The 23,220-nt window shown below is 68.5% G+C and carries 22 protein-coding genes, 1 tRNA gene and 1 pseudogene; 13 read left to right on the forward strand and 11 right to left on the reverse strand.

The features are described from left to right. Positions 1–115: 115 nt before the first annotated feature. Positions 116–385 carry a hypothetical protein gene (locus LPC04_RS20080; protein WP_275684064.1) on the reverse strand — a complete coding sequence of 90 codons (270 nt, stop codon included), beginning with the start codon at positions 383–385 and terminating at the stop codon, positions 116–118. Between the two features lie 91 nt (positions 386–476). Here LPC04_RS20080 and hemA point away from each other — a divergent pair, with 91 nt between their 5' ends. From hemA to LPC04_RS20110, 6 genes are all read left to right on the forward strand, one after another. Continuing rightward, positions 477–1,796 (forward strand): glutamyl-tRNA reductase, encoded by a 1,320-nt coding sequence (hemA, locus tag LPC04_RS20085; RefSeq protein ID WP_275684065.1) that lies wholly within the window; start codon positions 477–479, stop codon positions 1,794–1,796. Positions 1,797–1,889: 93 nt separating this feature from the next. Next, positions 1,890–3,017, forward strand: coding sequence for a peptide chain release factor 1 (prfA, locus tag LPC04_RS20090; protein ID WP_275684066.1), 1,128 nt, complete (start codon positions 1,890–1,892; stop codon positions 3,015–3,017). Then, positions 3,017–3,856 (forward strand): peptide chain release factor N(5)-glutamine methyltransferase, encoded by an 840-nt coding sequence (prmC, locus tag LPC04_RS20095; protein WP_420854751.1) that lies wholly within the window; start codon positions 3,017–3,019, stop codon positions 3,854–3,856. The genes prfA and prmC overlap by 1 nt, the downstream gene beginning before the upstream one ends. A 198-nt stretch (positions 3,857–4,054) precedes the next feature. Then, positions 4,055–4,591, forward strand: a complete 537-nt coding sequence (locus tag LPC04_RS20100) for a hypothetical protein (protein ID WP_275684068.1) — start codon at positions 4,055–4,057, stop codon at positions 4,589–4,591. Positions 4,592–4,699: 108 nt separating this feature from the next. Beyond that, entirely contained in the window at positions 4,700–5,011 is a 312-nt protein-coding gene (gene grxD / locus LPC04_RS20105; RefSeq protein ID WP_275684069.1) for a Grx4 family monothiol glutaredoxin, read from the forward strand. A gap of 1 nt (position 5,012) precedes the next feature. Continuing rightward, positions 5,013–5,582, forward strand: a complete 570-nt coding sequence (locus LPC04_RS20110) for a UbiX family flavin prenyltransferase (protein WP_275684070.1) — start codon at positions 5,013–5,015, stop codon at positions 5,580–5,582. Here LPC04_RS20110 and LPC04_RS20115 read toward each other — a convergent pair. Then, positions 5,579–6,247 carry a lytic transglycosylase domain-containing protein gene (locus tag LPC04_RS20115; RefSeq protein WP_275684071.1) on the reverse strand — a complete coding sequence of 223 codons (669 nt, stop codon included), beginning with the start codon at positions 6,245–6,247 and terminating at the stop codon, positions 5,579–5,581. The two genes, LPC04_RS20110 and LPC04_RS20115, sit on opposite strands and share 4 nt — an antisense overlap. Continuing rightward, on the reverse strand, positions 6,244–7,989 hold the full coding sequence (locus LPC04_RS20120) for a proline--tRNA ligase (protein ID WP_275684072.1): 1,746 nt from the start codon (positions 7,987–7,989) through the stop codon (positions 6,244–6,246). Before LPC04_RS20120 ends, LPC04_RS20115 begins: the two co-directional genes overlap by 4 nt. A gap of 120 nt (positions 7,990–8,109) precedes the next feature. Between LPC04_RS20120 and LPC04_RS20125 the strand changes: the two genes are divergently transcribed. Further along, entirely contained in the window at positions 8,110–8,730 is a 621-nt protein-coding gene (locus LPC04_RS20125; RefSeq protein WP_275684073.1) for an RNA pyrophosphohydrolase, read from the forward strand. 9 nt (positions 8,731–8,739) lie between these two features. On the opposite strand, the gene proB is transcribed toward LPC04_RS20125, so the two are convergent. The 4 genes and pseudogenes from proB to rplU form a co-directional block, all read right to left on the reverse strand. Further along, a complete protein-coding gene (gene proB / locus LPC04_RS20130) occupies positions 8,740–9,882 on the reverse strand; it encodes a glutamate 5-kinase (RefSeq protein WP_275684074.1) in 1,143 nt (380 codons plus the stop codon). A gap of 185 nt (positions 9,883–10,067) precedes the next feature. Next, positions 10,068–11,129 (reverse strand): annotated as a pseudogene (gene cgtA / locus LPC04_RS20135) (Obg family GTPase CgtA); the annotation flags it as partial. 103 nt (positions 11,130–11,232) lie between these two features. Further along, positions 11,233–11,490: a 50S ribosomal protein L27 gene (rpmA, locus tag LPC04_RS20140; RefSeq protein WP_275684075.1), complete on the reverse strand. Its 258-nt coding sequence runs from the start codon at positions 11,488–11,490 to the stop codon at positions 11,233–11,235. Between the two features lie 42 nt (positions 11,491–11,532). Continuing rightward, the gene (gene rplU, locus LPC04_RS20145) at positions 11,533–11,844 is read right to left on the reverse strand and encodes a 50S ribosomal protein L21 (protein WP_275684076.1); all 312 of its coding nucleotides are present in this window, start codon (positions 11,842–11,844) and stop codon (positions 11,533–11,535) included. Positions 11,845–12,173: 329 nt separating this feature from the next. Here rplU and LPC04_RS20150 point away from each other — a divergent pair, with 329 nt between their 5' ends. The 6 genes from LPC04_RS20150 (at position 12,174) to LPC04_RS20175 (ending at position 17,072) form a co-directional block, all read left to right on the forward strand. Then, positions 12,174–13,115 (forward strand): polyprenyl synthetase family protein, encoded by a 942-nt coding sequence (locus LPC04_RS20150; RefSeq protein WP_275684292.1) that lies wholly within the window; start codon positions 12,174–12,176, stop codon positions 13,113–13,115. A gap of 162 nt (positions 13,116–13,277) precedes the next feature. Then, positions 13,278–13,354 (forward strand) — tRNA-Pro (locus LPC04_RS20155). A 494-nt stretch (positions 13,355–13,848) separates the two neighbouring features. Beyond that, the gene (locus LPC04_RS20160; protein ID WP_275684077.1) at positions 13,849–14,178 is read left to right on the forward strand and encodes a hypothetical protein; all 330 of its coding nucleotides are present in this window, start codon (positions 13,849–13,851) and stop codon (positions 14,176–14,178) included. A 50-nt stretch (positions 14,179–14,228) separates the two neighbouring features. Continuing rightward, positions 14,229–15,935, forward strand: coding sequence for an outer membrane beta-barrel protein (locus LPC04_RS20165; RefSeq protein ID WP_275684078.1), 1,707 nt, complete (start codon positions 14,229–14,231; stop codon positions 15,933–15,935). Positions 15,936–16,035: 100 nt separating this feature from the next. Further along, on the forward strand, positions 16,036–16,563 hold the full coding sequence (locus LPC04_RS20170) for a PTS sugar transporter subunit IIA (RefSeq protein ID WP_275684079.1): 528 nt from the start codon (positions 16,036–16,038) through the stop codon (positions 16,561–16,563). Positions 16,564–16,760: 197 nt separating this feature from the next. Continuing rightward, positions 16,761–17,072, forward strand: coding sequence for a hypothetical protein (locus LPC04_RS20175; protein ID WP_275684080.1), 312 nt, complete (start codon positions 16,761–16,763; stop codon positions 17,070–17,072). A gap of 6 nt (positions 17,073–17,078) precedes the next feature. On the opposite strand, the gene LPC04_RS20180 is transcribed toward LPC04_RS20175, so the two are convergent. Genes LPC04_RS20180 through kdpB form a run of 4 tightly spaced genes read right to left on the reverse strand, consistent with a single transcriptional unit; the run spans position 17,079 to position 23,217 of the window. Then, on the reverse strand, positions 17,079–17,771 hold the full coding sequence (locus tag LPC04_RS20180) for a response regulator (RefSeq protein ID WP_275684293.1): 693 nt from the start codon (positions 17,769–17,771) through the stop codon (positions 17,079–17,081). After that, a complete protein-coding gene (gene kdpD / locus LPC04_RS20185) occupies positions 17,764–20,496 on the reverse strand; it encodes a two-component system sensor histidine kinase KdpD (RefSeq protein WP_275684081.1) in 2,733 nt (910 codons plus the stop codon). Before kdpD ends, LPC04_RS20180 begins: the two co-directional genes overlap by 8 nt. Before the next feature lie 44 nt (positions 20,497–20,540). After that, positions 20,541–21,119, reverse strand: coding sequence for a potassium-transporting ATPase subunit KdpC (kdpC, locus tag LPC04_RS20190; protein ID WP_275684082.1), 579 nt, complete (start codon positions 21,117–21,119; stop codon positions 20,541–20,543). 13 nt (positions 21,120–21,132) lie between these two features. After that, positions 21,133–23,217 (reverse strand): potassium-transporting ATPase subunit KdpB, encoded by a 2,085-nt coding sequence (gene kdpB / locus LPC04_RS20195; RefSeq protein ID WP_275684083.1) that lies wholly within the window; start codon positions 23,215–23,217, stop codon positions 21,133–21,135. Positions 23,218–23,220 lie beyond the last annotated feature (3 nt).

Here is a 23,220-nt window from a genome sequence, read left to right on the forward strand (position 1 = left end):
TACGCGGACTACAACAAGGCCGCGGCGCAGGACACCGCCAACAACTACAACTTCCCGGCCAACAAGACGAGTGCCGTGTCGTACGGCGCGCAGCTGGAAATCTGGTTCTGACGGGTTACTTGGCGGCCTTGAGCCAGGGCACCAGCGCGCAGGCCACCACCAGGCCGGCGTAGGTGATCATGCGGCCGTCGTGGCCCGTGATCGCCAGCCCGGCCACCAGCACCGCCAGCCCGGCCGCGCTCGCCTGCCACGCGAGCGTGAACCAGGGGGTGCGCGCCAGGCCACGGCGCCAGAACAGCTTGCACAGCGCGGCCGTGAGCGCGCCCACGCCGACGGCGGGCAGCACGAAGTTGGCGAGGTGCCAGAACAGGTCCAGGGCGTCCAAGGGGCGGGATTTGCGTCAGATCAAGGAAGGGGACGCCGCGCGGAAGACCATCTGTCACCGCCCGGCAGCGCCCTAATTTTATAATGCGCGCATGTCTGTGTTCGCGTTGGGCCTCAACCACCAGACCGCGCCCCTCGACCTGCGCGGGCGCTTCGCGTTTCCGCTCGAGCAGCTGTCGCCGGCGCTGAAGGCGCTCGTCGGGCAGTTCGAGCGTCCTGGCGCGGCTGGCCTCGGGGTCGGCGCGCCGGAAGTGGCGCTGCTGTCGACCTGCAACCGCACCGAGCTGTACGTCGCCTTCCCGGGGCAGGACTCGTCGCTGGTGCGTCCGGCCGCCGACTGGCTGGCGGCCCAGGGCGGCGTCACCGGCGCCCAGTTGCTCGACCACAGCTACGTGCTGGAGAACCGCGAGGCCGCGCGCCACATCTTCCGCGTCGCCTCGGGCCTCGATTCGATGGTGCTGGGCGAGCCGCAGATCCTCGGCCAGATGAAACAGGCCGTGCGCGAGGCCGACCAGGCCGGCACGCTGGGCACGACGCTGCACCAGCTGTTCCAGCGCTCGTTCTCGGTGGCCAAGGAAGTGCGCACGTCGACAGAGATCGGCGCGCACTCGATCAGCATGGCCGCGGCCGCGGTGCGCCAGGCCACGCAGCTGTTCGGCGACCTCGACAAGCTGAGCGTGCTGTTCGTCGGCGCCGGCGAGATGATCGAGCTGGTCGCCACGCATTTCGCGGCACGCACGCCCAAGGTCATGGCCGTCGCCAACCGCACGCTGGAGCGCGGCGAGAAGCTCGCCGTGCGCCTGGGCGCGCAGGCGCTGCGCCTGGCCGACGTGCCGACGCGGCTGCACGAGTTCGACATCGTCGTCTCCTGCACCGCCAGCACGCTGCCCATCATCGGGCTCGGCGCCGTCGAACGCGCGCTGAAGACGCGCAAGCGCCGTCCGATGTTCATGCTCGACCTCGCCGTGCCGCGCGACATCGAGCCCGAGGTGGCGCAGCAGCGCGACGTCTATCTCTACACGGTCGACGACCTGTCCGAGCTCGTGCGCAGCGCCGGCGCCAAGCGCCAGGCGGCCGTCGAGCAGGCCGAGGCCATCATCGACGCCGGCGTGCTGGGCTTCTCGCACTGGCTCGACCAGCGCGCCACCGTGCCGCTGATCCAGGCGCTGACCCGCCAGGCCGACGACTGGCGCAGCGCCGAGCTGCAGCGCGCCCACAAGGCGCTGGCCAAGGGCGAGCCGGTCGACGCGGTGCTCGAGGCGATGAGCCGCGCGCTCACGCAGAAGATGCTGCACGGTGCCCTCGCCGAGCTGCGCACCAGCGAGGGCGAGCAGCGCCATCGGGTGACGGACGCGGTCACGCGCCTGTTCCTGCGCCAGTCGCCGCGCGATCCGGCCGATCCGGGCCTGTAGCGACGCGAAGCCGTTCGGGCGTCGCCGACGACGCCACGCTTCGGGCCTGCGCCGCGCAGGTCGTCCCGCTCGCTCCCCGACTTCGATCCGCCCATGAAAGACACCCTCCGCCAACAGTTCGAACGCCTGGGCATGCGCCTGCAGGAACTCGACGCGCGCCTGGCCGATCCGGCGTCCACCGCCGACATGAACAAGTTCCGCGAGCTGTCCCGCGAGCAGGCCGAGGCGTCGGAGATCGTCGAGCTCTACCGCCGCTTCACGCAGCGCGAGGCCGATCGCGCCACCGCCCAGGAGATGCTGGACGCCGGCGACGACGATGCCGACATGACGGCGATGGCGCGCGAGGAGGTCGCCGCCTGCGACGCCGACCTCGAGTCGCTGGACGCCGCGCTGCAGGCCACGCTGCTGCCGCGCGATCCGGACGACGCGCGCCCCGCGTTCATCGAGATCCGCGCCGGCACCGGCGGCGAGGAGTCGGCGCTGTTCGCGGCCGACCTGCTGCGCATGTACCTGCGCTACGCCGAGCGCCAGGGCTGGCGCAGCGAGATCATGAGCGAGAGCCAGTCGGACCTCGGCGGCTTCAAGGAAGTCGTCGTGCGGCTGGAGAACCCGTCCGGCGGACGCGGCCTGGCCGCCGCCACCGACGGCGTCTACGGCCAGCTGCGCTTCGAGTCCGGCGGCCACCGCGTGCAGCGCGTGCCCGCCACCGAGACGCAGGGCCGCATCCACACCAGCGCCTGCACCGTCGCCGTGCTCGCCGAGCCCGACGCGGCCGCCGAGGTCACGCTGAACCCGTCCGAGTTGCGCATCGACACCTTCCGCGCCAGCGGCGCCGGCGGCCAGCACATCAACAAGACCGACAGCGCGGTGCGCATCACCCACCTGCCAACGGGCATCGTCGCCGAATGCCAGGACGACCGCTCGCAGCACCGCAACAAGGCCAAGGCGATGCAGGTGCTGCTCGCCCGCCTGCAGGATCGCGAGCGCGCGGAACGCGAGGCGCGCGACGCCGCCGAGCGCAAGAGCCTGATCGGCTCGGGCGACCGCTCCGACCGCATCCGCACCTACAACTTCCCGCAGGGCCGGCTGACGGACCATCGCATCAACCTGACGCTCTACAAGCTGGGCGCGGTGATGGAAGGCGACCTCGGCGAGGTCGTGGGCGCGCTGCGCGCGGCGCGCGCGCAGGAGCAGCTGGCGGCGCTGGAGTCGGGCGCTTGATCACCGTCGACGCCGCCTTGCGCGACGCGCGCTCGCGCGGCGTCGAGCGACTCGATGCGCACCTGCTGCTGTCGCACGTGCTCGGGCAGTCGCGCGCCTGGCTGCTGGCGCATGGCGGCGACGCGCTCTCCAGCGATCAGGCCGCGGCCTTCGACGGGCTGGTCGCCCGCCGCGCGGCGGGCGAGCCGTTCGCCTACCTGGTCGGCGAACGCGAATTCCACGGGCTGACGCTGGCCGTGAGCGATGCCGTGCTGGTGCCGCGGCCCGACACCGAGACGCTGGTCGACTGGGCGCTCGAACTCCTGCGCGGCAAGTTGCGCGACGTCGACGCGCCAACGGTGCTGGACCTGGGCACCGGCAGCGGCGCGATCGCGCTGGCCCTGAAGAACGCCGCTCCGCGCGCACGCGTGTGGGCGGGCGAGCGCAGCGGCGGCGCGCTGGCGGTGGCGCGCGAGAATGCGCAACGATTGTCACTGGACGTGCATTTCGCCCACGGCGACTGGTGGGACGCGCTCGCCGGCGAGCCGGAAGCGCCGGCCTTCGACCTGGTGGTCAGCAACCCCCCCTACATCGCCGCGGACGATCCGCATCTGGCGGCGCTCACGCACGAGCCGCTCTCCGCACTGGTGGCCGGCGACGAGGGCCTGGCCGACATCCGGCGCATCGCCCAGGGCGCGTCCGGCCGGCTGCGCGCGGGCGGCTGGCTGCTGTTCGAGCACGGCTGGGAGCAGGGAGCGGCGGTGCAGGCGATCCTGCAACGATCCGGCTTCGGCGAGGTATCCACGCGGGTGGACATCGAGGGCCGCGCGCGCTGCACGGGCGGGCGGCTGGTCGGCTGATCCTCTCTTTGTACGGCGTCAAGCTGACGCACGCAAGCGTTGAATCCCCGTTATCGTGACGACGTCTCTGCAAAGTCACAGGAGGTAATGAGACTGGGAAAAGCTCACTGTTTGCCGATATCACCAACACGGCAATAGGCGTAGCATCGATTTTCTGGAGTCTGGTTTTTTGCCCTCCGGGCATTTCTGGAGCCGACCATGGGACATGCAACTTCGACAGGGCGCCCCGCGCGCGCCAGCCACCGGGTCGCCGCGACGGCGATCCTCGCGCTGTTGACGATGGGTGCCCACGCGCAGGGTTCGGTCCTGCGTTCCCAGGAGGGCGCGTACCAGCAACACACTGCGGCTGAGTATGCGCTCACAAGCAATCGTTCGACGAACGGCAGCCTGCGCGTCTTCGGCGACTACTACTTCTTCGACGCGGCCCAGGGCAACATGGGTCCGACCCTCGGCAACCTGGTCGGCGGCCTGCGCGCCAGCACGGGCGTGGTCGGGCTGTCCCAGCCGTTGTCGTTGTACGACGCGCGCCCCGACCCGCTGCAGAGCCTGCCCTACTTCGGCCTCGGCTACAGCCACCTCTGGTTCAACAGCCAGCTGAGCCTGAACGCCGACTTCGGCCTGGCCTCGCAGGCCCATGGCCACGGCCTGTTCAACAGCCCGAGCAGCCTGGACGACGCCAACGGCTCGCTGCACTGGGCGCCGGTGATGGCGGTCAACGTCCGCTACTCGTTCTGACGCACCTTCCCGGGGCGGCCCGGGAAGCCTTTTGGCTGCGCGACCCGTCCGTTTGGCTTATAAACGGCACATCCGCGCGCGTGCGCGCCTCTTCCTCATTGCACTGCCATGTCCGACGTCCAGCAACGCATCGATGACCTCGTGAAGAACAACCACATCGTGTTGTTCATGAAGGGCACCGCCCAGTTTCCGCAATGCGGCTTCTCGGGCCGCGCCATCCAGATCCTGAAGGCCTGCGGCGTGACCGACCTGAAGACGGTCAACGTGCTCGAGGACGGCGAGGTGCGCCAGGGCATCAAGGAATACGCCAACTGGCCGACGATCCCGCAGCTGTACGTCAACGGCGAGTTCGTCGGCGGCTCCGACATCCTGATGGAGATGTACGAGGCGGGCGAGCTGCAGCCGCTGCTGGCCGCCTGAGTTGAGCGCGGCCCCGGCGATCATCGTCGGCATCACGGGTGCCTCGGGCGCAGCATACGGCGTGCGCCTGCTGGAACGCCTGGGCGAGCTGGGCGCCGACACGCACCTGGTCGTCACCCCGTCCGGCGTGATCAACGTGCACCACGAGCTCGGGCTGTCGCGCGACGAGCTCGCCGCCAAGGCGACGCATGCCTGGCCGGTCGGCGACATCGGCGCCTGCATCGCCAGCGGCAGCTTCGGCGCGCAGGCGATGGTCGTGGCGCCGTGCACGATGAAGTCGCTCGCCGCCATTGCCCACGGCTTCGGCGACAACCTGCTCACGCGCGCCGCCGACGTCATGCTCAAGGAACGCCGCCGCCTCGTGCTGATGGTGCGCGAGACGCCGTTCAACCTCGCCCACCTGCGCAACATGACCGCCGTCACCGAGATGGGCGGCGTCGTGTTCCCGCCGCTGCCGGCGTTCTACAACAAGCCGCAGTCGATCGCGGAGATGGTCGACGACACCGTCGAGCGCGTCATCGAGCTGCTGGGCGTGACCGGCGCGACGCCACGGCGCTGGAACGGCCTCTAGCGCGGCGCCGGCGCCGACGCCGCCACCGCCCGCGGATCCGTCCACTCCCAGCGCTTGCGCGCGCCCAGCACCATGTTCGGATACGCCGCCTGCCCGCGGCTGCCGTTGTAGCGGCCCAGCGCCATGAACAGGTCGCCGTGCTCGGCATCGAGGTAATGGCGCAGGATCACGCAGCCGAAGCGCAGGTTGACCTGCATCACGAACAGGCGCGCGGCGTCGCCGTCGCCGATCTGGCGCGTCCAGAACGGCATCACCTGGGTGTAGCCGCGCGCGCCGACGCTGCTGATCGCGTACTTGCGAAAGCCGCTCTCGGCCTGGATCAGCCCGAGCACCAGCGCCGGCTCCAGGCCCGCGCGCCTGCTCTCGTAGAAGACCGTCTGCAGGAACTCGATGCGCTCGTGGCCGTCGCTCTTGTTCTTCTTGAGCCGCTCGCTCATCGCGCCCAGCCAGCGCAGGTAGGCCAGGCGCTGGTCGATGTTGTCGAAGTGCAGCTCGGGCGGCGGCGCGCTGCCGGCGATGGCGGCGCTCAGCGCCGTCCGCACGGCGTCGGCGAGCGGCTCCTCGACCTGCGCCCCCGCGTGCGCGCGCGTCACGCACGCGAGCGCGAGCGCGCCGGCGACGAGGCCCGCGACGGCGCCGCGTCGAACCGGCGGCCGCAAGCTCATGCCGCCAGGCGGGCTCGCACGTCGGCCACGATGTCGGGCAGCGCCACGGTGCTGGCCTTTTCTTCGCGACGGCCCTGCACCTCGAGCTGGCCTTCCTTGAGGCCGCGGTCGGAGATGACGACGCGCACCGGGATGCCGATCAGCTCCCAGTCGGCGAACATTGCGCCCGGACGTTCGCCGCGGTCGTCCAGCATGACGTCCACGCCGACGGCCGCGAGCTCGTCGTGCAGCTTGTCGGCCGCCGCCTTGACCTCGGCGTTGCGGTCGTAGCCGATCGGGCAGATCACCACCGTGAACGGCGCCAGCGCGACCGGCCAGATGATGCCGCGGGCGTCGTTGTTCTGCTCGATGGCGGCCGCCGCGATGCGGGTGACGCCGATGCCGTAGCAGCCCATCTCGAACGGCTGCGGCTTGCCCGTCTCGTCGAGGAAGGTCGCGTTCATCGACTTGGAGTACTTGGTGCCGAGGTAGAACACATGGCCCACCTCGATGCCGCGGTCGATCGCGAGCACGCCCTGGCCGTCCGGCGACGGATCGCCGGCGACGACGTTGCGGATGTCGGCGACGGCGTCGGGCTCGGGGAAGTCGCGGCCCCAGTTCGCGCCGGTCAGGTGGAAGTCGAGCTCGTTGGCGCCGACGACGAAGTCGCTCATGTTGGCGACGGTGCGGTCGGAGACGACCTTGACCGGCTTCTTCAGCCCGATCGGGCCGAGATAGCCCGGCTTGCAGCCGAAGTGATCCTCGATCTCGCCGACCGTCGCGAAGCGGAAGCCGTCCTTCAGGCCGGCGATCTTGCCGACCTTGACCTCGTTCATGTCGTGGTCGCCGCGCAGCAGCAGCAGCCAGACCGTCGTCTTCTTGACGTCGCCCTTGTCGTCCAGCTCGTCGGTGGCGAGCACCAGCGACTTCACCGTGCGATCCAGCGGCAGGCCCAGCAGCGTGGCGACGTCGGCGCAGGTGCTCTTGCCGGGCGTCGGCGTCTTCGTCAGCGCTTCCTTGGCGGCGCCGCGGGCGGCGATCAGCGCGACGGCTTCCGCCAGCTCGATGTTGGCGGCGTAGTCGGAGCCGGTGCTGTAGATCAGCGCGTCCTCGCCGGTATCGGCGATGACCTGGAACTCCTCCGACAGGTCGCCGCCGATCGCGCCGGAGTCGGCCGCGACGGCGCGGTACTTCAGGCCGAAGCGATCGAAGATCGCCCGGTACGCGACGCGCATGACGTCGTAGCTGGCCTTGGCGGCCGCCTGGTCGCGGTCGAAGGAATACGCGTCCTTCATCGTGAACTCGCGGCCGCGCATGATGCCGAAGCGCGGGCGGCGCTCGTCGCGGAACTTGGTCTGGATCTGGTAGAAATTCTTCGGCAGCTGCTTGTAGCTGCGCAGCTCCTGGCGCGCGATGTCGGTGATCGCCTCCTCCGAGGTGGGCTGCATCACGAAGTCGCGGTCGTGGCGATCCTTCAGGCGCAGCAGCTCCGGGCCCATCTTGCTGAAACGGCCGCTTTCTTCCCACAGCTCCGCCGGTTGCACGACCGGCATCGTGAGCTCGACCGCGCCAGCGCGGTTCATTTCCTCGCGCACGATGTTCTCGACCTTGCGGATCACCCGCAGGCCCATCGGCATGTAGTTGTAGATGCCGGCGCCGAGTTTCTTGATCATGCCCGCGCGGGTCATGAGCTTGTGGCTGGTCACTTCCGCGTCGGCGGGGGCTTCCTTGAGCGTGGAAACGAAGAACTGGGATGCTTTCATGGGCGCAAGGTTACCGGGTTGTCATCAAGGAATCACGGATCGCATGCGGAAAAACGCGAACTCGTGTTTTGTGTACCGCCGGTGCAATAATGTCGACAGTTAAAGAATCGGGGTCAGATTATGCTCGACCGAGAGGGCTTCAGGCCCAACGTCGGCATTGTGCTGCTCAACTCGCGCAACCAGGTGTTCTGGGGAAAGCGTCTTCGAACGCATTCCTGGCAATTCCCGCAAGGGGGCATCAAATACGGCGAGTCGCCCGAGCAGGCGATGTTCCGCGAGCTCCACGAGGAAGTGGGGTTGCTGCCCGACCATGTGAAGATCCTGGCGCGCACCCGCGACTGGCTGCGCTATGAGGTGCCCGAGCACTACATCCGCAAGGATGCCCGCGGGCACTACCGCGGCCAGAAACAGATCTGGTTCCTGCTCAAGCTGATGGGCCGCGACTCGGACATGAACCTGCGCGCCACCGACCACCCCGAGTTCGACGCCTGGCGCTGGAACGACTACTGGGTGCCGCTGGACGTGGTCATCGAGTTCAAGCGCGGCGTCTACCAGCTGGCGCTGACCGAGCTCGCGCGTTTCCTGCCCAAGACCAACTATCACAACCGCTACCTGCGCGGCGGGCCGCGCGGCCCGCGCGACGACCACGATCCGCCGAGCGACCTGCCGCCGGACGCGGCGGACGGCGCGGACGGTCGGCTCGATCAGCGGCCGCCCGCCGACGATCTCGCGATCCGCTGAGCGCGGGCGTCAGCCCAGCACGAGGTTGTCGCGATGCACCAGCTCGGGCTCGTTCGCGTAGCCCAGCGCCGCCTCGATCTGCGATGACGGCTTGCGCGCGATGAGGCGAGCCTCGGCCGACGAATAGTTGGCCAGGCCGCGCGCCACCATGCGGCCGTCGAGCGCGCGCACGGCGATCACGTCGCCGCGATGGAACTCGCCCTCGACCTCGCGCACGCCGATCGGCAGCAGGCTCTTGCCCTCGTCGCGCAGCTTGATCGCCGCGCCGTCGTCGACCACCACCGCGCCGCGCAGCTGCAGGTGGTCGACCATCCAGCGCTTGCGCGCCGCGACCTTGGCCGTCTGCGCCACCAGCAGCGTGCCGATCGGCTCGCCGGCGGCCAGGCGCAGCAGCACGTCGGTCTCGCGTCCCCAGGCGATCACGGTGCTGGTGCCGGAGCCGGCCGCCCGCCTGGCCGCCAGGATCTTGGTGAGCATGCCGCCGCGCCCGATGGCCGAACCGGCGCCGCCGGCCATGCGCTCGAGCTCGGGGTCGCCCGCGCGGGCGCGCGCGACGAAGGTCGCGTCGGGATTCCTGCGCGGGTCGGCCGTGTAGAGGCCGGGCTGGTCGGTGAGGATCACGTAGGCGTCGGCGTCGACGAGATTGGCCACCAACGCGCCGAGGGTGTCGTTGTCGCCGAACTTGATCTCGTCGGTGACGACGGTGTCGTTCTCGTTGATGACCGGGATCACCTTGAGGCCCAGCAGCGTCACCAGCGTGGAGCGCGCGTTGAGGTAGCGCTCGCGGTCGGCCAGGTCGGCGTGCGTCAGCAGCACCTGCGCGCTGCCGAAGCCGTGCTCGCGCAGCTTGCTCTCGTACATCTGGGCCAGGCCCATCTGGCCGACGGCCGCGGCGGCCTGCAGCTCGTGCAGTTCCTTCGGACGCGCCGTCCAGCCTAGCCGCTTCATGCCTTCGGCGATCGCGCCGGACGACACCATCACGATCTCGCGTCCCGCCTGGCCGAGCGCGGCCATCTGGCGGCACCAGTTGCCGATGGCCTCGGCATCGACGCCGCGCCCTTCGTTGGTGACCAGGCTGGAGCCGACCTTGACGACGATGCGGCGCGCGTTGCGCAGCTCGTCGTTGATGCTCAGGTCAGCACCTTCGCTCATGCGGCTCGCGTGCGACGCCGGGTGGAAACGACGCGCGCCGTGCTGTCGGCCTCGAGCTCGGGCTCCGGCTCGATCGGCGCGAAGCGCGGATCGAGCGGCTCGTCGTTGTCGGCCTTCGCGGCCTTGGCGACGACCTTCCGGGCGCCGCGCACCGGGCGCACCGGCTCGTCGACGACCGGCGCGACGTTCGGCTTGTCGGCCTCGAAGCGCGGATCGACTTCCGGCGCCGGCTGCTCGACCTGCGCGTGCACATGCTCCCAGATCGCGTGCAGCAGCGGCTGCAGGCCCTCGCGCGCGAGCGCGGAGACCTCGAAGACCGGGCCCTTCCACTTCAGGCGCTTGACGATGTCCTTGCAGCGGGCGGCGCGGTCTTCCTCCGGCACCATGTCCAGCTTGTTGAGGACGAGCCAGCGCGGCTTGGCGGCGAGCTCGGGGTCGTACTTCTCGAGTTCCCTGGCCAGCGCCTTCGCTTCCTTGACCGGATCGACGCTGTCGCCGACCGGCGCGGCGTCGATCACGTGCAGCAGCAGGCGGGTGCGCTGCAGGTGGCGCAGGAACTGGTGGCCGAGACCCGCGCCCTCGGCGGCGCCTTCGATCAGGCCGGGGATGTCGGCGACGACGAAGCTCTTTTCCGGCGCGACGCGAACCACGCCAAGGTTCGGGTGCAGCGTGGTGAACGGGTAGTCGGCGATCTTCGGGCGCGCGTTCGAGATCGCGGTGATCAACGTGGACTTGCCGGCGTTGGGCATGCCCAGCAGGCCGACGTCGGCCAGCACGCGCAGTTCCAGGCGCACCTTCTTCTGCTCGCCGGGCCAGCCGGGCGTCTTCTGGCGCGGGGCGCGGTTGGTGCTGGTCTTGTAGTGCAGGTTGCCGAAGCCGCCGTCGCCGCCCTTGCAGAGCAGCACCGGGACGTCGGGCTCGATGAGCTCGGCCAGGATCTGGTCGGTCTCGAAATCCTTGACCATCGTGCCGACGGGCACGCGCAGGACGATGTCCTCCGCGGCCGCGCCGAACTGGTCGGAGCCGCGGCCGGCCTCGCCGTTGCGCGCCTCGTGGCGGCGGGCGTAGCGGTAGTCGATCAGCGTGTTCAGGTTGCGGTCGCCCACGAACCAGACGCTGCCGCCCTCGCCGCCGTTGCCGCCGTTGGGGCCGCCGAAGGGGATGCACTTCTCACGACGGAAGCTCATGCAGCCTGCGCCACCGTTGCCGGCGGCGATATCGATTACGGCTTCATCAACGAATTTCATGGGAGGTACTTCCTTGCGGCGACGCCGGCTTCATTGGAACAATAAACGAGAAAGCCCCGGCATGCCGGGGCTTCGCAAACCGTTCGGAGGCCAGCGCTGCGATTTACAGCGGGGTCACGAACACGGTCTGGCGGTTCAGGCTGCCCTTGGTGGCAAACGAGATCTTGCCGTCGACCAGCGCAAACAGCGTGTGGTCGCGGCCCATGCCGACGTTCTCGCCGGCGTGGAACTTGGTGCCGCGTTGGCGAACGATGATGGAACCGGCCGAGACCGTTTCACCGCCGTAGCGCTTCACGCCGAGCATCTTCGGTTGGGAGTCGCGGCCGTTCCGGGTGGAACCGCCGCCTTTTTTCTGTGCCATGGTGCATTAGCTCCTGTGCAATGAGTTCGGGCGAATCGACGCTTACGCGTTGATGGCCGAGATCTCGAGTTCGGTGAAGTGCTGGCGATGGCCGCCATGCTTCTGGTAGTGCTTGCGACGGCGCATCTTGAAGATGCGAACCTTGTCGTGACGACCTTGGGCAACCACGGTAGCCTTCACGCTTGCACCCGCGACCAGGGGCGCGCCGACCGTCAGTTCCGCGCCGTTTCCGACAGCGAGAACCTGGTCCAACACGATTTCCTGGCCAACGTCCGCAGCAATCTGTTCTACCTTAATCTTTTCGCCGGCAGCAACCTTGTATTGCTTGCCACCGGTTTTTACGACCGCGTACATATATGACCTTTCTGTTGACTTCATCGCCGCACGATGGCCCTGGCCGGCGCTGCCTGCCTCCCGGACGACGCGGTCGAAACTTGCATTTCGAGGGGGTCGCCCTGGCCAGGAAAGCTCCACATGTGGTCATGCGGTAACACCTGGCCCAGACACGCTTGGACCGCCATCGGTCGGCGAAGCCCTCCATCATATCATCGTGCGAGCGAAACGTCAAAGCGATGAGCGGAGGCGGGCTGCGGGGCGCCCAGCCTTCCTATAATGACCCATTCCCCCTTCCGCGAACCGACGTGAACGCCCCCCTGACCCACGCGCCCCTGCCCGCCGATCCGATGGCTGCCGAGATGCAGGCCGTCGACGACGTGATCCGCCGCCGGCTGACGTCCGAAGTCGCGCTCGTCGACCAGATCGCGAACTACATCGTCGGCGCCGGCGGCAAGCGGATCCGGCCGCGGCTGGTGCTGCTGTTCTCGCGCGCGCTCTCGTTCACCGGCAGCAGCCGCTTCGAACTGGCGGCGATCATCGAGTTCATCCACACGGCAACGCTGCTGCACGACGACGTCGTCGACGAGTCGGCGCTGCGCCGCGGCCGCGCCACCGCCAACGCGCTGTTCGGCAACGCCGCCAGCGTGCTGGTGGGCGACTTCCTCTATTCGCGCGCCTTCCAGCTGATGGTGGAAGTGGGCCGCATGCGCGTGCTGGACGTGCTGGCCGATGCCACCAACGTCATCGCCGAAGGCGAAGTCCTGCAGCTGATGAACATGCACGACGCCGACCTGGCCGTCGAGGACTACCTGCGCGTGATCCGCTACAAGACGGCCAAGCTGTTCGAGGCGAGCGCCCGGCTCGGCGCCGTGATCGCCGACGCGCCGCGCGAGATCGAGGACGCCTGCGCCAACTTCGGCCGCTCGCTGGGCACCGCGTTCCAGCTGATCGACGACCTGCTCGACTACGAAGGCGATCCTGCCGCGTTGGGAAAGAACGTCGGCGACGACCTGCGCGAGGGCAAGCCGACGCTGCCGCTGCTGTTCGCGATGTCGCACGGCACGCCCGAGGAAAGCGCGCTGATCCGTCACGCGATCGAGCAGGGCGAGGTCGAGCGGCTGGGCGAGATCGTGCAGATCGTGCGCCGCACCGGCGCCATCGACGCGACGCGCGAGGCCGCACGCCGCGAGGCCGACCACGCGCGCGAACAGCTCGCGGCACTGCCCGATTCCGAGGCGAAGGCGCTGCTGCTGGAGCTGTGCCTGAAGTCGGTGGAACGCTCTTCCTGAGGCCTCTCGCCACGCCGGCTCTTGTCGGCGCTCCAAAAATTGTGCGAGAATGCTTAGCTCAGCGAAACGCAGCACCGAAAGCAGTGTGGCGGATCGAACGATACGTCCGAAAGGGCGGTCCGCAAGGACAACGTCAGAGGCTTAGCAGCTTCGCTGAAACATCGGGGTGTAGCTTAGCCTGGTAGAGCGCTACGTTCGGGACGTAGAGGCCGGAGGTTCGAATCCTCTCACCCCGACCAGATTCTTTCCCTGGAGTTCAGGGACTTGCAAAAAGCCGCGGAGACGCGGCTTTTTGCATTTCTGGCCACCGGCCCCGATTCGGTGTCAAGCCGCGCACCCTCATCGGCCTTCGCTTGCGCCGGTACGTGCCCGGCGTGAACGCTCGCACGAGCGCCGACGCCGATCGCGCGGCCGCCGCGACCCGCTGCATGCGACGCGCTGACCAACGCCAGCGGCGCGACCCGTGGCGTCATCGATCCGCGCCCGCCGCCGATCGCACGAACCATCAAGCACCGACTCGAGGACGTCGCTCGCGACGCCGATCCGCGTGCGCGCGCTTTATCAACTCTTTATGCGCGCCTCATCGAATTTGGTTATTTCTTTACGCCCTCGCAAATAGAGTTTTGGCTGCACCAGAACCCAGCCTGCGTGGGCATTCGAGCGGAGCCACAAGCGACGCCCGGCCGCGCGGGCACTTGCCGCGATCAGCGGAACTGAAAGAGAAGGTATACCCATGGACAGCATCAAGAAGTCGATGCTTTCGAAAGCAGGCGTTCTCGCGAACGCCATCTTGCTGACTTCCTGCCTTGTCGCGGCCACGCCATCCTGGGCCGCTCGCGACGCCGGTCAGATGATCGCGCAGGACAAGGCCAATCGGGACGTCATTGCGCGCCGCCAGGCCGCGCTGGCCGCCGCTGCCAGCGCCCCCGCCGCGGAGCCGGCGAGCGAGGTCCTCCCGCTGGATCACGGGCCGCGTGCAACCACCACGCCCTGGCTGAACGCCCAGTACAGGCTGCGCGCCCGCCAAGCAGCGAGCGCCGCCGTGGCGGCGGCCACGCAATGAGCGCACGGAACAAGCAAGCGCGCAACGATCACCCACGAACGACAACCTCAATGAACATCGCCTCGATCCGAACCCCCCTGGGTATGCGCGCCAAGCTGCCGCATGCCGCCATCGCCACCGCGATCGCCTCCCTTGTCGCGGCGATTCCCGCCCATGCGGCCGACTCGGCGGACGCCAAGGCCACGCCTGCAGCCTGCGATCCCTACAAGACCTACGCGTGTCTCGACCAGTATCTCGGCGACGGCTTCCTCGGACGTCTCGCGAACTACTACGCGCTCGAATGGGGCCAGGGCGCCGCGCCGTCCGATCCGAAAGCGCCGCCCGCGCGCCGCGACGACTTCCCCCCGGCCGCCCAGTCGACGCCGCCGATGCCGTTCACCGAATGGCCGTACGGCGGCACGACGTCGCTGGGCGTCACGCGTCCCGCATCGGTCGACAGCCCGCTGATGGCCGCCCTGGCCAACACGTCCCTCGGCAAGTGGATGGGCGACAACAACCTGCAGGTCTACGGGTGGCTCAACGCCGGTGCCAACCTCAGCACCAGCAAGACCAAGCCGGGCGGCAACGCGCCCGCCGCGTACGACTACACGCCGAACACGGCGCAGTTCGACCAGGCCGTCGTCTACCTGGAACGCCTGCCCGACACGGTGCAGAAGGATCACATCGACTGGGGCATGCGCATCTCCACCATCTACGGCGCGGACTATCGCTACACCACGGCCTACGGCCTGCTGAGCAACCAGCTGCTGCGCGAGAACAAGGCCAACGGCGTCGACTTCCCGATGCTCTACGGCGAGGTGTTCTTCCCGCAGGTCGCCGAAGGCTTGATGGTGCGCGCGGGCCGCTTCATCTCGGTGCCGGACATCGAGGCGCAGCTGGCGCCCAACAACTACATGTACAGCCACTCGATGTCGTACTCGTTCGACAACTTCACCAACACCGGCGTGCTGGGCTCGTTGGCGGTCACGAAGAACTGGACGGCGCAGCTCGGGGTCGTCGCGGGCACGGAGTCGACCCTGGGCCATCTCGGCAAGCACGAGGACAACCCGTATCCGAACGTGCCGGGTTCCGTCTCCGGCCAGCCGGGCTACAACCCGCTCTATCCGGGCAGCACGTTCAAGGCCGACCCGGGCGCGATGCCCTCGCTCACCGCATGCGCGCGCTACGACGCCGACGACGGCAAGACCGACGTCAACGTCTGCGCCGACGGCATCAACAAGGGCACGTACGGCTACAACAACCTGCAGTGGTACGGGCTGACCTTCTATCACTCGTTCAACGACAAGTGGCACATCTCGGCAGAGGCGTATCACCTGTTCCAGAAGAACGTCCCGAACGCGCTCAACAGCGACGTCCAGACGATCTACGCCAACGGCGGCTCGCCGTTCTCGTCGAAGTTCATGCCGTTCAACGCGCCCGACCTCGCCCAATGCAGCAACAGCGCCGCGCTGACCTGCACGGCCGGGGTGACCGGCGTCGTGAGCTACATCAACTACTCGCCGGACGCGCTGAACAACTTCTCGATCCGGCCGGAGTTCTACCGCGACCTGCAAGGCCAGCGCACCGGCACGCGCGCGACCTACAAGAACCTGGCGCTGGGCTGGCAGCACTGGTTCTCGCCGCAGATCGAGATCCGCCCCGAGATCGCCTACTACCACTCGAGCGCGCTGTCGTTCAACGGCAGTGCGAACTACGGCATCGCTCCCAACCGCCGCACCGAGACGGTCATTTCCGGCGACGTGATCTTCCATTTCTGAAGCGAAGGCGACGCGCGCCTCGCACCCGCGAGGCGCGCGACTTGCCACCACGATGCCGCGGCTGCGGGCAACCACGGCCAGCGCGGCAGGAGATTCCGACATGCATCCAAGATCCGAGTTTCGCAAGCGCGTGGCGACCATGCCCGTCAGCGGCGAAGACGATCCGCACCTCGCGCGCTGGCTGCAACCCGAAAGCGTCCTCTGCGACGTCGACGTGCAGGACGCGACGGCGCTGTTCGACCTCGCCTCGAAGGAGATCGCGCGCCGGCACGGCCTCGAGCCGGCGCCGATCGCACGCGCACTGGCGCGCCGGGAGCAGACTGGGTCGACGTCGCTGGGCAACGGCTTCGCCATCCCGCATGCCCGCATCTCCGGCATCGCCGAGCCGCTCACGCTGCTGATCCGGCTGGACGAGGGCATCGCGTTCGACGCGCCGGACGGCATCCCCGTCGAACTCTTCCTGTTCATCATGGTGCCGCTCGCCGACCAGCATGCCCACCTGCAATTGCTCGCCGCGATCGCGCACGTGTTCTCGAATCGCGAGTTCCGGCGCGCGTTCGACGTTGCGACGGATGGCCCGGCGATGAGCGGGCTCCTGAGGGCAGGCATCGCAGGCATCGCTCGATAGCGCGCGACGGGCTGGGGCGCCACGTCGGCATTGATGAATTCTTGTTGAACCGGCGCCCAATCTTTGCGGCATTTTTATGGCGAGTCCGCTCAAATGATGAACGCCGCCGCTCGCTCGAATCCATGCTCGCAGCACTTCTCCGTGATCTCACGTCCAGTCACAGGGCCTGGGCGTTCGCCTCGCTCTGGCTTCTTTCGTTGACCATCATCGACGTGCAGACCGGCGGCGCGTACCGTTCGACGATCCTCTTCGCGATTCCGGTTGCGCTGGTGTCATGGAACGACTGGCGGCTGGGATTCCTGTTCGCCGCGCTCTCGGTGCTCTGCGCAAAGTTTGGCGACGCCATGCCCGAGCCGGGATCGGAAGGCCCGCTCTGGCTCGACGGGATGCTGGCGTTCATGAAATTGAGCATCGACGCCATCGTCGTGCACGCCTGGGGGCGGCGCCACAGAAAGCGTGCAGCGCAAAGCACCGACCCCCGCGATCTCACGAGCGACAGTCGCGACTGAGCGCGATCACGGCACGAATCGATAGCCCACGCCTGCTTCCGTGAGCAGGTGCTGCGGCTGCGACGGGTCGGTCTCCACCTTCTTTCGCAACTGACCCATGTAGACGCGCAGGTACGGCGTGTCCTCGCCATGGCTGGCCCCCCAGACGGCATGCAGCAACTGACGGTGTGTACGGACGCAGTTGGGATAGCTCGCCAGGTGCACCAGCAGGCGGTACTGGATCGGCGTGAGGTGCACCGGCTGGCCCGCCTTCTCGACTGATCGATGCACCAGGTCGATCCTGACGTCGCCGAATTCGATGGCGGCGGCACCGTCGGCACCCGTGCGCGAACGCCGGCGCAGCTGCGCGCGCACGCGCGCCAGCAACTCCCTCGCGCCGAATGGCTTGACGAGATAGTCGTCGGCGCCCGCATCGAGGGCGGCGATCTTGTCGTCTTCGGTCGTGCGAGCGGAGAGTACCAGGACGGGCATGTCTGACCAGGCCCTCAAGTCCCTGAGCAGGTCGACGCCGTCGCCGTCGGGCAGCCCGAGGTCGAGGACCACCAGGTCGACACGGCGCGTGCCGGCCTCGATCAGTCCCCGCTGGACGCCATCCGCCTCGACGACGTCGAAGCCCTCGGCGGCCAGCGACATGCGGACGAATCGCCGGATGTCGGCTTCGTCCTCGACGACCAGCACCCTTTGAACCGCCTCACTCATGCGGGCCATCGCCGCTCCCTTCCAGGCTCTCCAGATGCTCGAGGCCCTCGAGGCTCGGCGGCTCGCCGCGCGGGAGCTCGATGATGAAACGCGCACCGCCCAGCGGCCTGGTCTCGCCGTGGATCTTTCCGCCATGCGCCTCGACGATCGCCCGACAGATCGCCAGCCCAAGCCCCACGCCCGGTGTCGCGCTCTCCTTGCGCCCGCGCTCGAACATGTCGAAGATCGTGGACTCCTTGCCCTTGGGCAGGCCGGGCCCGACATCCTCGACCGTGATGACGACCTGGTCGCCGACGGCCTGGGCCCGGATGTCCACCGGCGTGCCCGGCCCGGTGTACTTCGCCGCGTTCTCGAGCAGGTTGCAGAGCACGCGTTCGAACAGCACCGCATCGATGTTGACCAGCGGCAGGTCTTCCGCCAGCGCGACCTTCACGCGCTGCGGCTCGAGCACGCTGCCCATGGCCTTCAAGGCGGTGCCGATCACCTCCTCGAGCGGCTGCCATTGGCGATTGAGCTGCACCGGGCCGGATTGCAGCCTGGCCATGTCGAGCATGTTGGTCACGAGCGAATTCATCCGCATCGCGGCGTCCATGATGCGACGGGCCGTCCCGAGCTCGGCGGAGTCCGGCGCCATGTCCATCATCGTGAGCGACTCCGCCATGCCGACCAGCGCCGCCAGCGGCGTTCGCAGGTCGTGCGAGATCGCGGCGAGCAACGAATTGCGCAGGCGCTCGGACTCCATCTGCACGGTGACCGTCTGCGCGACGTCCACGTAGTGCACCCGCTCGAGCGAGATGGCAAGCAAGGACGCGCATGTGTCGAGCAGGCGGCGCTGCTCCGGCCCGGCCAGGCGCTCCGGATGGGCCGCCCCGATCGCCAGCACGCCGCGCATGCGCATCGGCGCCTTGAGCGGCATGTAGAGCAAGGGCGCAGCCGCCAGCGTGTTGGTGCCATGCCCCGCGCCTTCGTCGTGGTCGAACGCCCATTGCGCGACGCCCACGTCCAGCCCGGCAGGCTGTCCTTCGGAATGCACGGCGCCGTGCAGCCGATCCTCGAGGTCCGGGATCATCAGCGCGGCGGGCGCCCCGAATTCCGATTTCATGAAGCGCGCGCCGATCTCCGCGATCTGCTCGGGCATGAGGGCGCCCGACAGATCCCGCGACATCGCATACATGGCCCGCACGCGCTCCTCGCGCGAGCGCGCGACCCGCGCCTGGAACTTCAGGCCCGCGGTGAGCTGGCCGATGACGAGCGCGACGACCAGCATGACGGCGAAGGTCAGCAGGTACTGTGCGTCGCTGACGCTGAAGCTGAAGCGCGGCGGCACGTAGAAGAAGTCGAACATGCCCACGGTCAGCAGCGATGCCAGCACCGCTGGGCCACGGCCGAAACGGATGGCCACCCCCACCACGGACAAGAGGAAGACCATCACGATGTTGGCGCCGTCCAGCATCGGTGTCAGCGGGGCCACGGCGAGCGTGACCGCGCAGCAGATGGCCACGCTCCACGCGTAGCCGGCCCACTGAACCGGATCCTTCTGGTGCACGCTGGTCTCGCGCGACCCGGCCTCGCGCGCGCCGCCATCACGCCGGGGCAGCGCCACCTGCAGCAGGTCGAGGTCGTCCGCCAGCTTGCCCACCGCGTCGGCCAGGCGCGGTTTCCAGGGGCGGCGCACGCGGGCGGAGTCGCGTCCCAGCACCACGCGGGGCAGGTTGTGTTCGTGCGCGTAGCGGACGATCGTGGCGGGCAGGTCGCTGCCGCTCAGCGCCGCGGTGATGGCACCGTTGTCCTCGGCCGACTTCAGCAGTTGCAGGATGCGCTGCCGTGCCGCGTCCGGCAGGCGCTGCAGCGCGGGCGTCTCGACGTAGATGCAGTGCCACGGCACGCCGAGCTGCGCGGCCAGGCGCGCGGTCGTGCGAACCAGCTTCTCCGAGCGATCGTCGGGACCGACGCACAGCAGGATGGATTCGCGCGTCTGCCAGACCGGCGCCGCCTGCAGATTGCGCCGGTATTGCAGCATCTCGCTGTCGACGCGATCCGCCGTGCGCCGCAGCGCCAGCTCGCGCAGCGCGATGAGGTTGCCCTTGCGGAAGAAGTTGCGGACCGCCCGCTCCGCCTGCTGCGGCAGGTAGACCTTGCCTTCCTTCAGGCGCAGCAGCAGGTCGTCCGGCGGCAGGTCGACGATCACCACTTCGTCGGTCTCGTCGAATACCCGGTCAGGCACCGTCTCCCAGACGCGGATGCCCGTGATGCCGGTGACGATGTCGTTCAGGCTTTCCAGGTGCTGGACATTCATCGCCGACCAGACGTCGATCCCGGCATCCAGCAGTTCCTCGACGTCCTGCCAGCGCTTCGCATGGCGGGACCCTTGCACGTTCGAGTGGGCAAGTTCGTCGACGAGAACCAGCTGCGGGTGGCGCCCCAGCACGCCGTCGAGGTCGAACTCGCGCAGCACGCGGTCGCGATAGCGGACTTCCTTCAGCTCCATCCGCGGCAGCCCCGCGACCAGCGCCTCGGTCTCCGCACGGCCATGCGTCTCGATGACGCCGATGATGACGTCGACGCCCTGCTGCTGCTGGACGCGCGCGGCCGACAGCATTGCGAACGTCTTGCCGACGCCCGCCGATGCGCCGAAGAAGAGCTTGAGCTTGCCTCGACGGGCCTGGATCTCCTCGTCCTTGATCTTGGCAAGCAGGCGATCGGGATCGGGGCGGCTGTCCGTCATCGGGGCTTTCCATTCGGCATCCGGCTGCCGATTCTTGCGCAGTCTCAGGACGCGTTGGTGTGCTGGAGCTCGAGATTCATGTCCAGCACGTTCACGCGCGGTTCGCCGAGCAGGCCGAACAGGCGGCCCTCGGTGTGCTTGATGATGATGTCTTCGACCGTGGAGGTCGAGAGCCCGCGCAGGCGCGCGATGCGAGGCGCCTGGTACTGCGCCGCGGCGACGCTGATCTCGGGATCGAGGCCGCTCGCGGACGTGGTCACCAGGTCGACCGGCACCGCGGCCTTGTTGCCCGGATCCGCGGCGCGCAGCGCTTCCACGCGACCCTTGATGGCGTCGGTGAGCGCCGGGTTGAGCGGCCCCAGGTTCGAGCCGCCCGAGCCCTGGCCGTTGTAGGCCATCGGCGTCGTGGCGGACGGCCGACCCCAGAAGTACTTCGGATCGCTGAAGTTCTGGCCGATGAGCGACGAGCCCACCGTCCTGCCGTTCTGGATGACCAGGCTGCCGCCGGCCTGGTGCGGGAACGCCGCCTTGGCCACGCCCGTCACCGCCAGCGGGTAGACGACGCCGGTCACGACGGTCAGCGCGACGAACAGGCTGATGGCGGGACGAATCAATGTTTTCATGGGGTACTCCGGTTCAGACGAGGCCGACGAGGCTCAGCACCAGGTCGATCAGCTTGATGCCGACGAACGGCACGATCACGCCGCCGAGGCCGTAGATCGCCAGGTTGCGGCGCAGCAGCAGCGCCGCGCCGACCGCGCGGTACTTCACGCCCTTGAGCGCCAGCGGGATCAGGAAGATGATGACGAGCGCGTTGAAGATCACCGCCGACAGCACCGCCGACGACGGACTCGCGAGGCGCATCACGTTGAGCGCCGCGAGCTGCGGGTAGGTCGTGACGAAAGCGGCCGGGATGATGGCGAAATACTTCGCGACGTCGTTGGCGATCGAGAACGTCGTCAGCGAGCCGCGCGTCATCAGCATCTGCTTGCCGGTCTCCACCACCTCGATCAGCTTGGTCGGGTTCGAGTCGAGGTCGACCATGTTGCCGGCCTCCTTGGCCGCCTGCGTGCCCGAGTTCATCGCCACCGCGACATCGGCCTGTGCGAGCGCGGGCGCGTCGTTGGTGCCGTCGCCGGTCATCGCCACCAGCCGGCCCTGCGCCTGGTAGTCGCGGATCAGCGTCAGCTTCTGCTCGGGCGTGGCCTCGGCGAGGAAGTCGTCGACGCCCGCCTCGGCGGCGATCGCGGCCGCCGTGAGCTTGTTGTCGCCGGTCACCATCACCGTCTTGATGCCCATGCGGCGCAGCTCGGCGAAGCGCTCCTTGATGCCGCCCTTGATGATGTCCTTCAGCTCGATCACGCCCATCACGCGCGTGCCGTCCGCGACGACCAGCGGCGTGCTGCCGCGGCGCGAGACGTTGTCGATGGTGGTGACCAGGTCCGCCGGGAAGCTGCCGCCGAGCGCCTCGACGTGCTTGCGGATGGCCGACGCCGCGCCCTTGCGGATCTGGCGCGGCGCGCCTTCGCCGGCCCCGGGCAGGTCGACGCCGCTCATGCGGGTCTGCGCCGTGAAGTGCACGAAGTGCGCGCCCAGCGACTGGATGTCGCGCTCGCGGATGTTGAACTTCTGCTTGGCCAGCACGACGATGCTGCGGCCCTCGGGCGTCTCGTCGGCCAGCGACGCGAGCTGCGCGATGTCGGCGAGGTCGGCCTCCTTGACGCCCTGCGCCACGAGGAAGCTCGACGCCTGGCGGTTGCCGAGCGTGATCGTGCCGGTCTTGTCCATCAGCAGCACGTCGACGTCGCCGGCGGCTTCCACGGCGCGGCCCGACGTTGCGATGACGTTGGCCTGCATCATGCGGCTCATGCCCGCCACGCCGATGGCCGACAGCAGGCCGGCGATGGTGGTCGGGATCAGGCACACCAGCAGCGCGATCAGCACCGTGACCGTCACCGGCGAGCCGGCCTTGGCCGCCTCGACGCTGAACAGCGAGAACGGCAGCAGCGTGACGGTGACGCCCAGGAACACGATGGTCAGCGCGACCAGCAGGATGGTCAGCGCGATCTCGTTGGGCGTCTTCTGGCGCTTGGCGCTCTCGACCATCGCGATCATGCGGTCGACGAAGGTCTCGCCCGGGTTCGTCGTCACGCGCACCACGATCCAGTCGGACAGCACGCGCGTGCCGCCGGTGACGGCCGAGAAGTCGCCGCCGGACTCGCGGATCACCGGCGCGGACTCGCCGGTGATCGCGCTCTCGTCGACCGAGGCAACGCCTTCGATGACCTCGCCGTCCGCGGGCACCACATCGCCGGCGATCACGTAGACCGTGTCGCCCTTGCGCAGGTTCTGCGACTCGATCGGCAGCCACTTCGCGGTGGAGACCGGCTGCTCCAGCTTCTTGGCCCAGGTCTCCTTCTTCAGGCTGCGCAGCGAGGCCGCCTGGGCCTTGCTGCGGCCTTCGGCGAGCGCCTCGGCGAAGTTGGCGAACAGCACCGTGAACCACAGCCACAGGGCGATCGCCAGGATGAACGAGGCCGACGCCTCGCCCTTGCCCGTGACGGCCTGGACGAAGAGCCCGCTGGTGATGATGCTGCCGACGTAGACGACGAACATCACCGGGTTGCGCCACTGGACACGCGGATCCAGCTTGAGGAACGAGTCCCGGATCGCCGGCTTGACCAGCTTGGGATCGAACAACGTAAAGGTAGTGCGAGTCATGTT

It is taken from the genome of Scleromatobacter humisilvae (assembly GCF_023231945.1).
Lineage (GTDB): Bacteria > Pseudomonadota > Gammaproteobacteria > Burkholderiales > Burkholderiaceae_C > Scleromatobacter > Scleromatobacter humisilvae.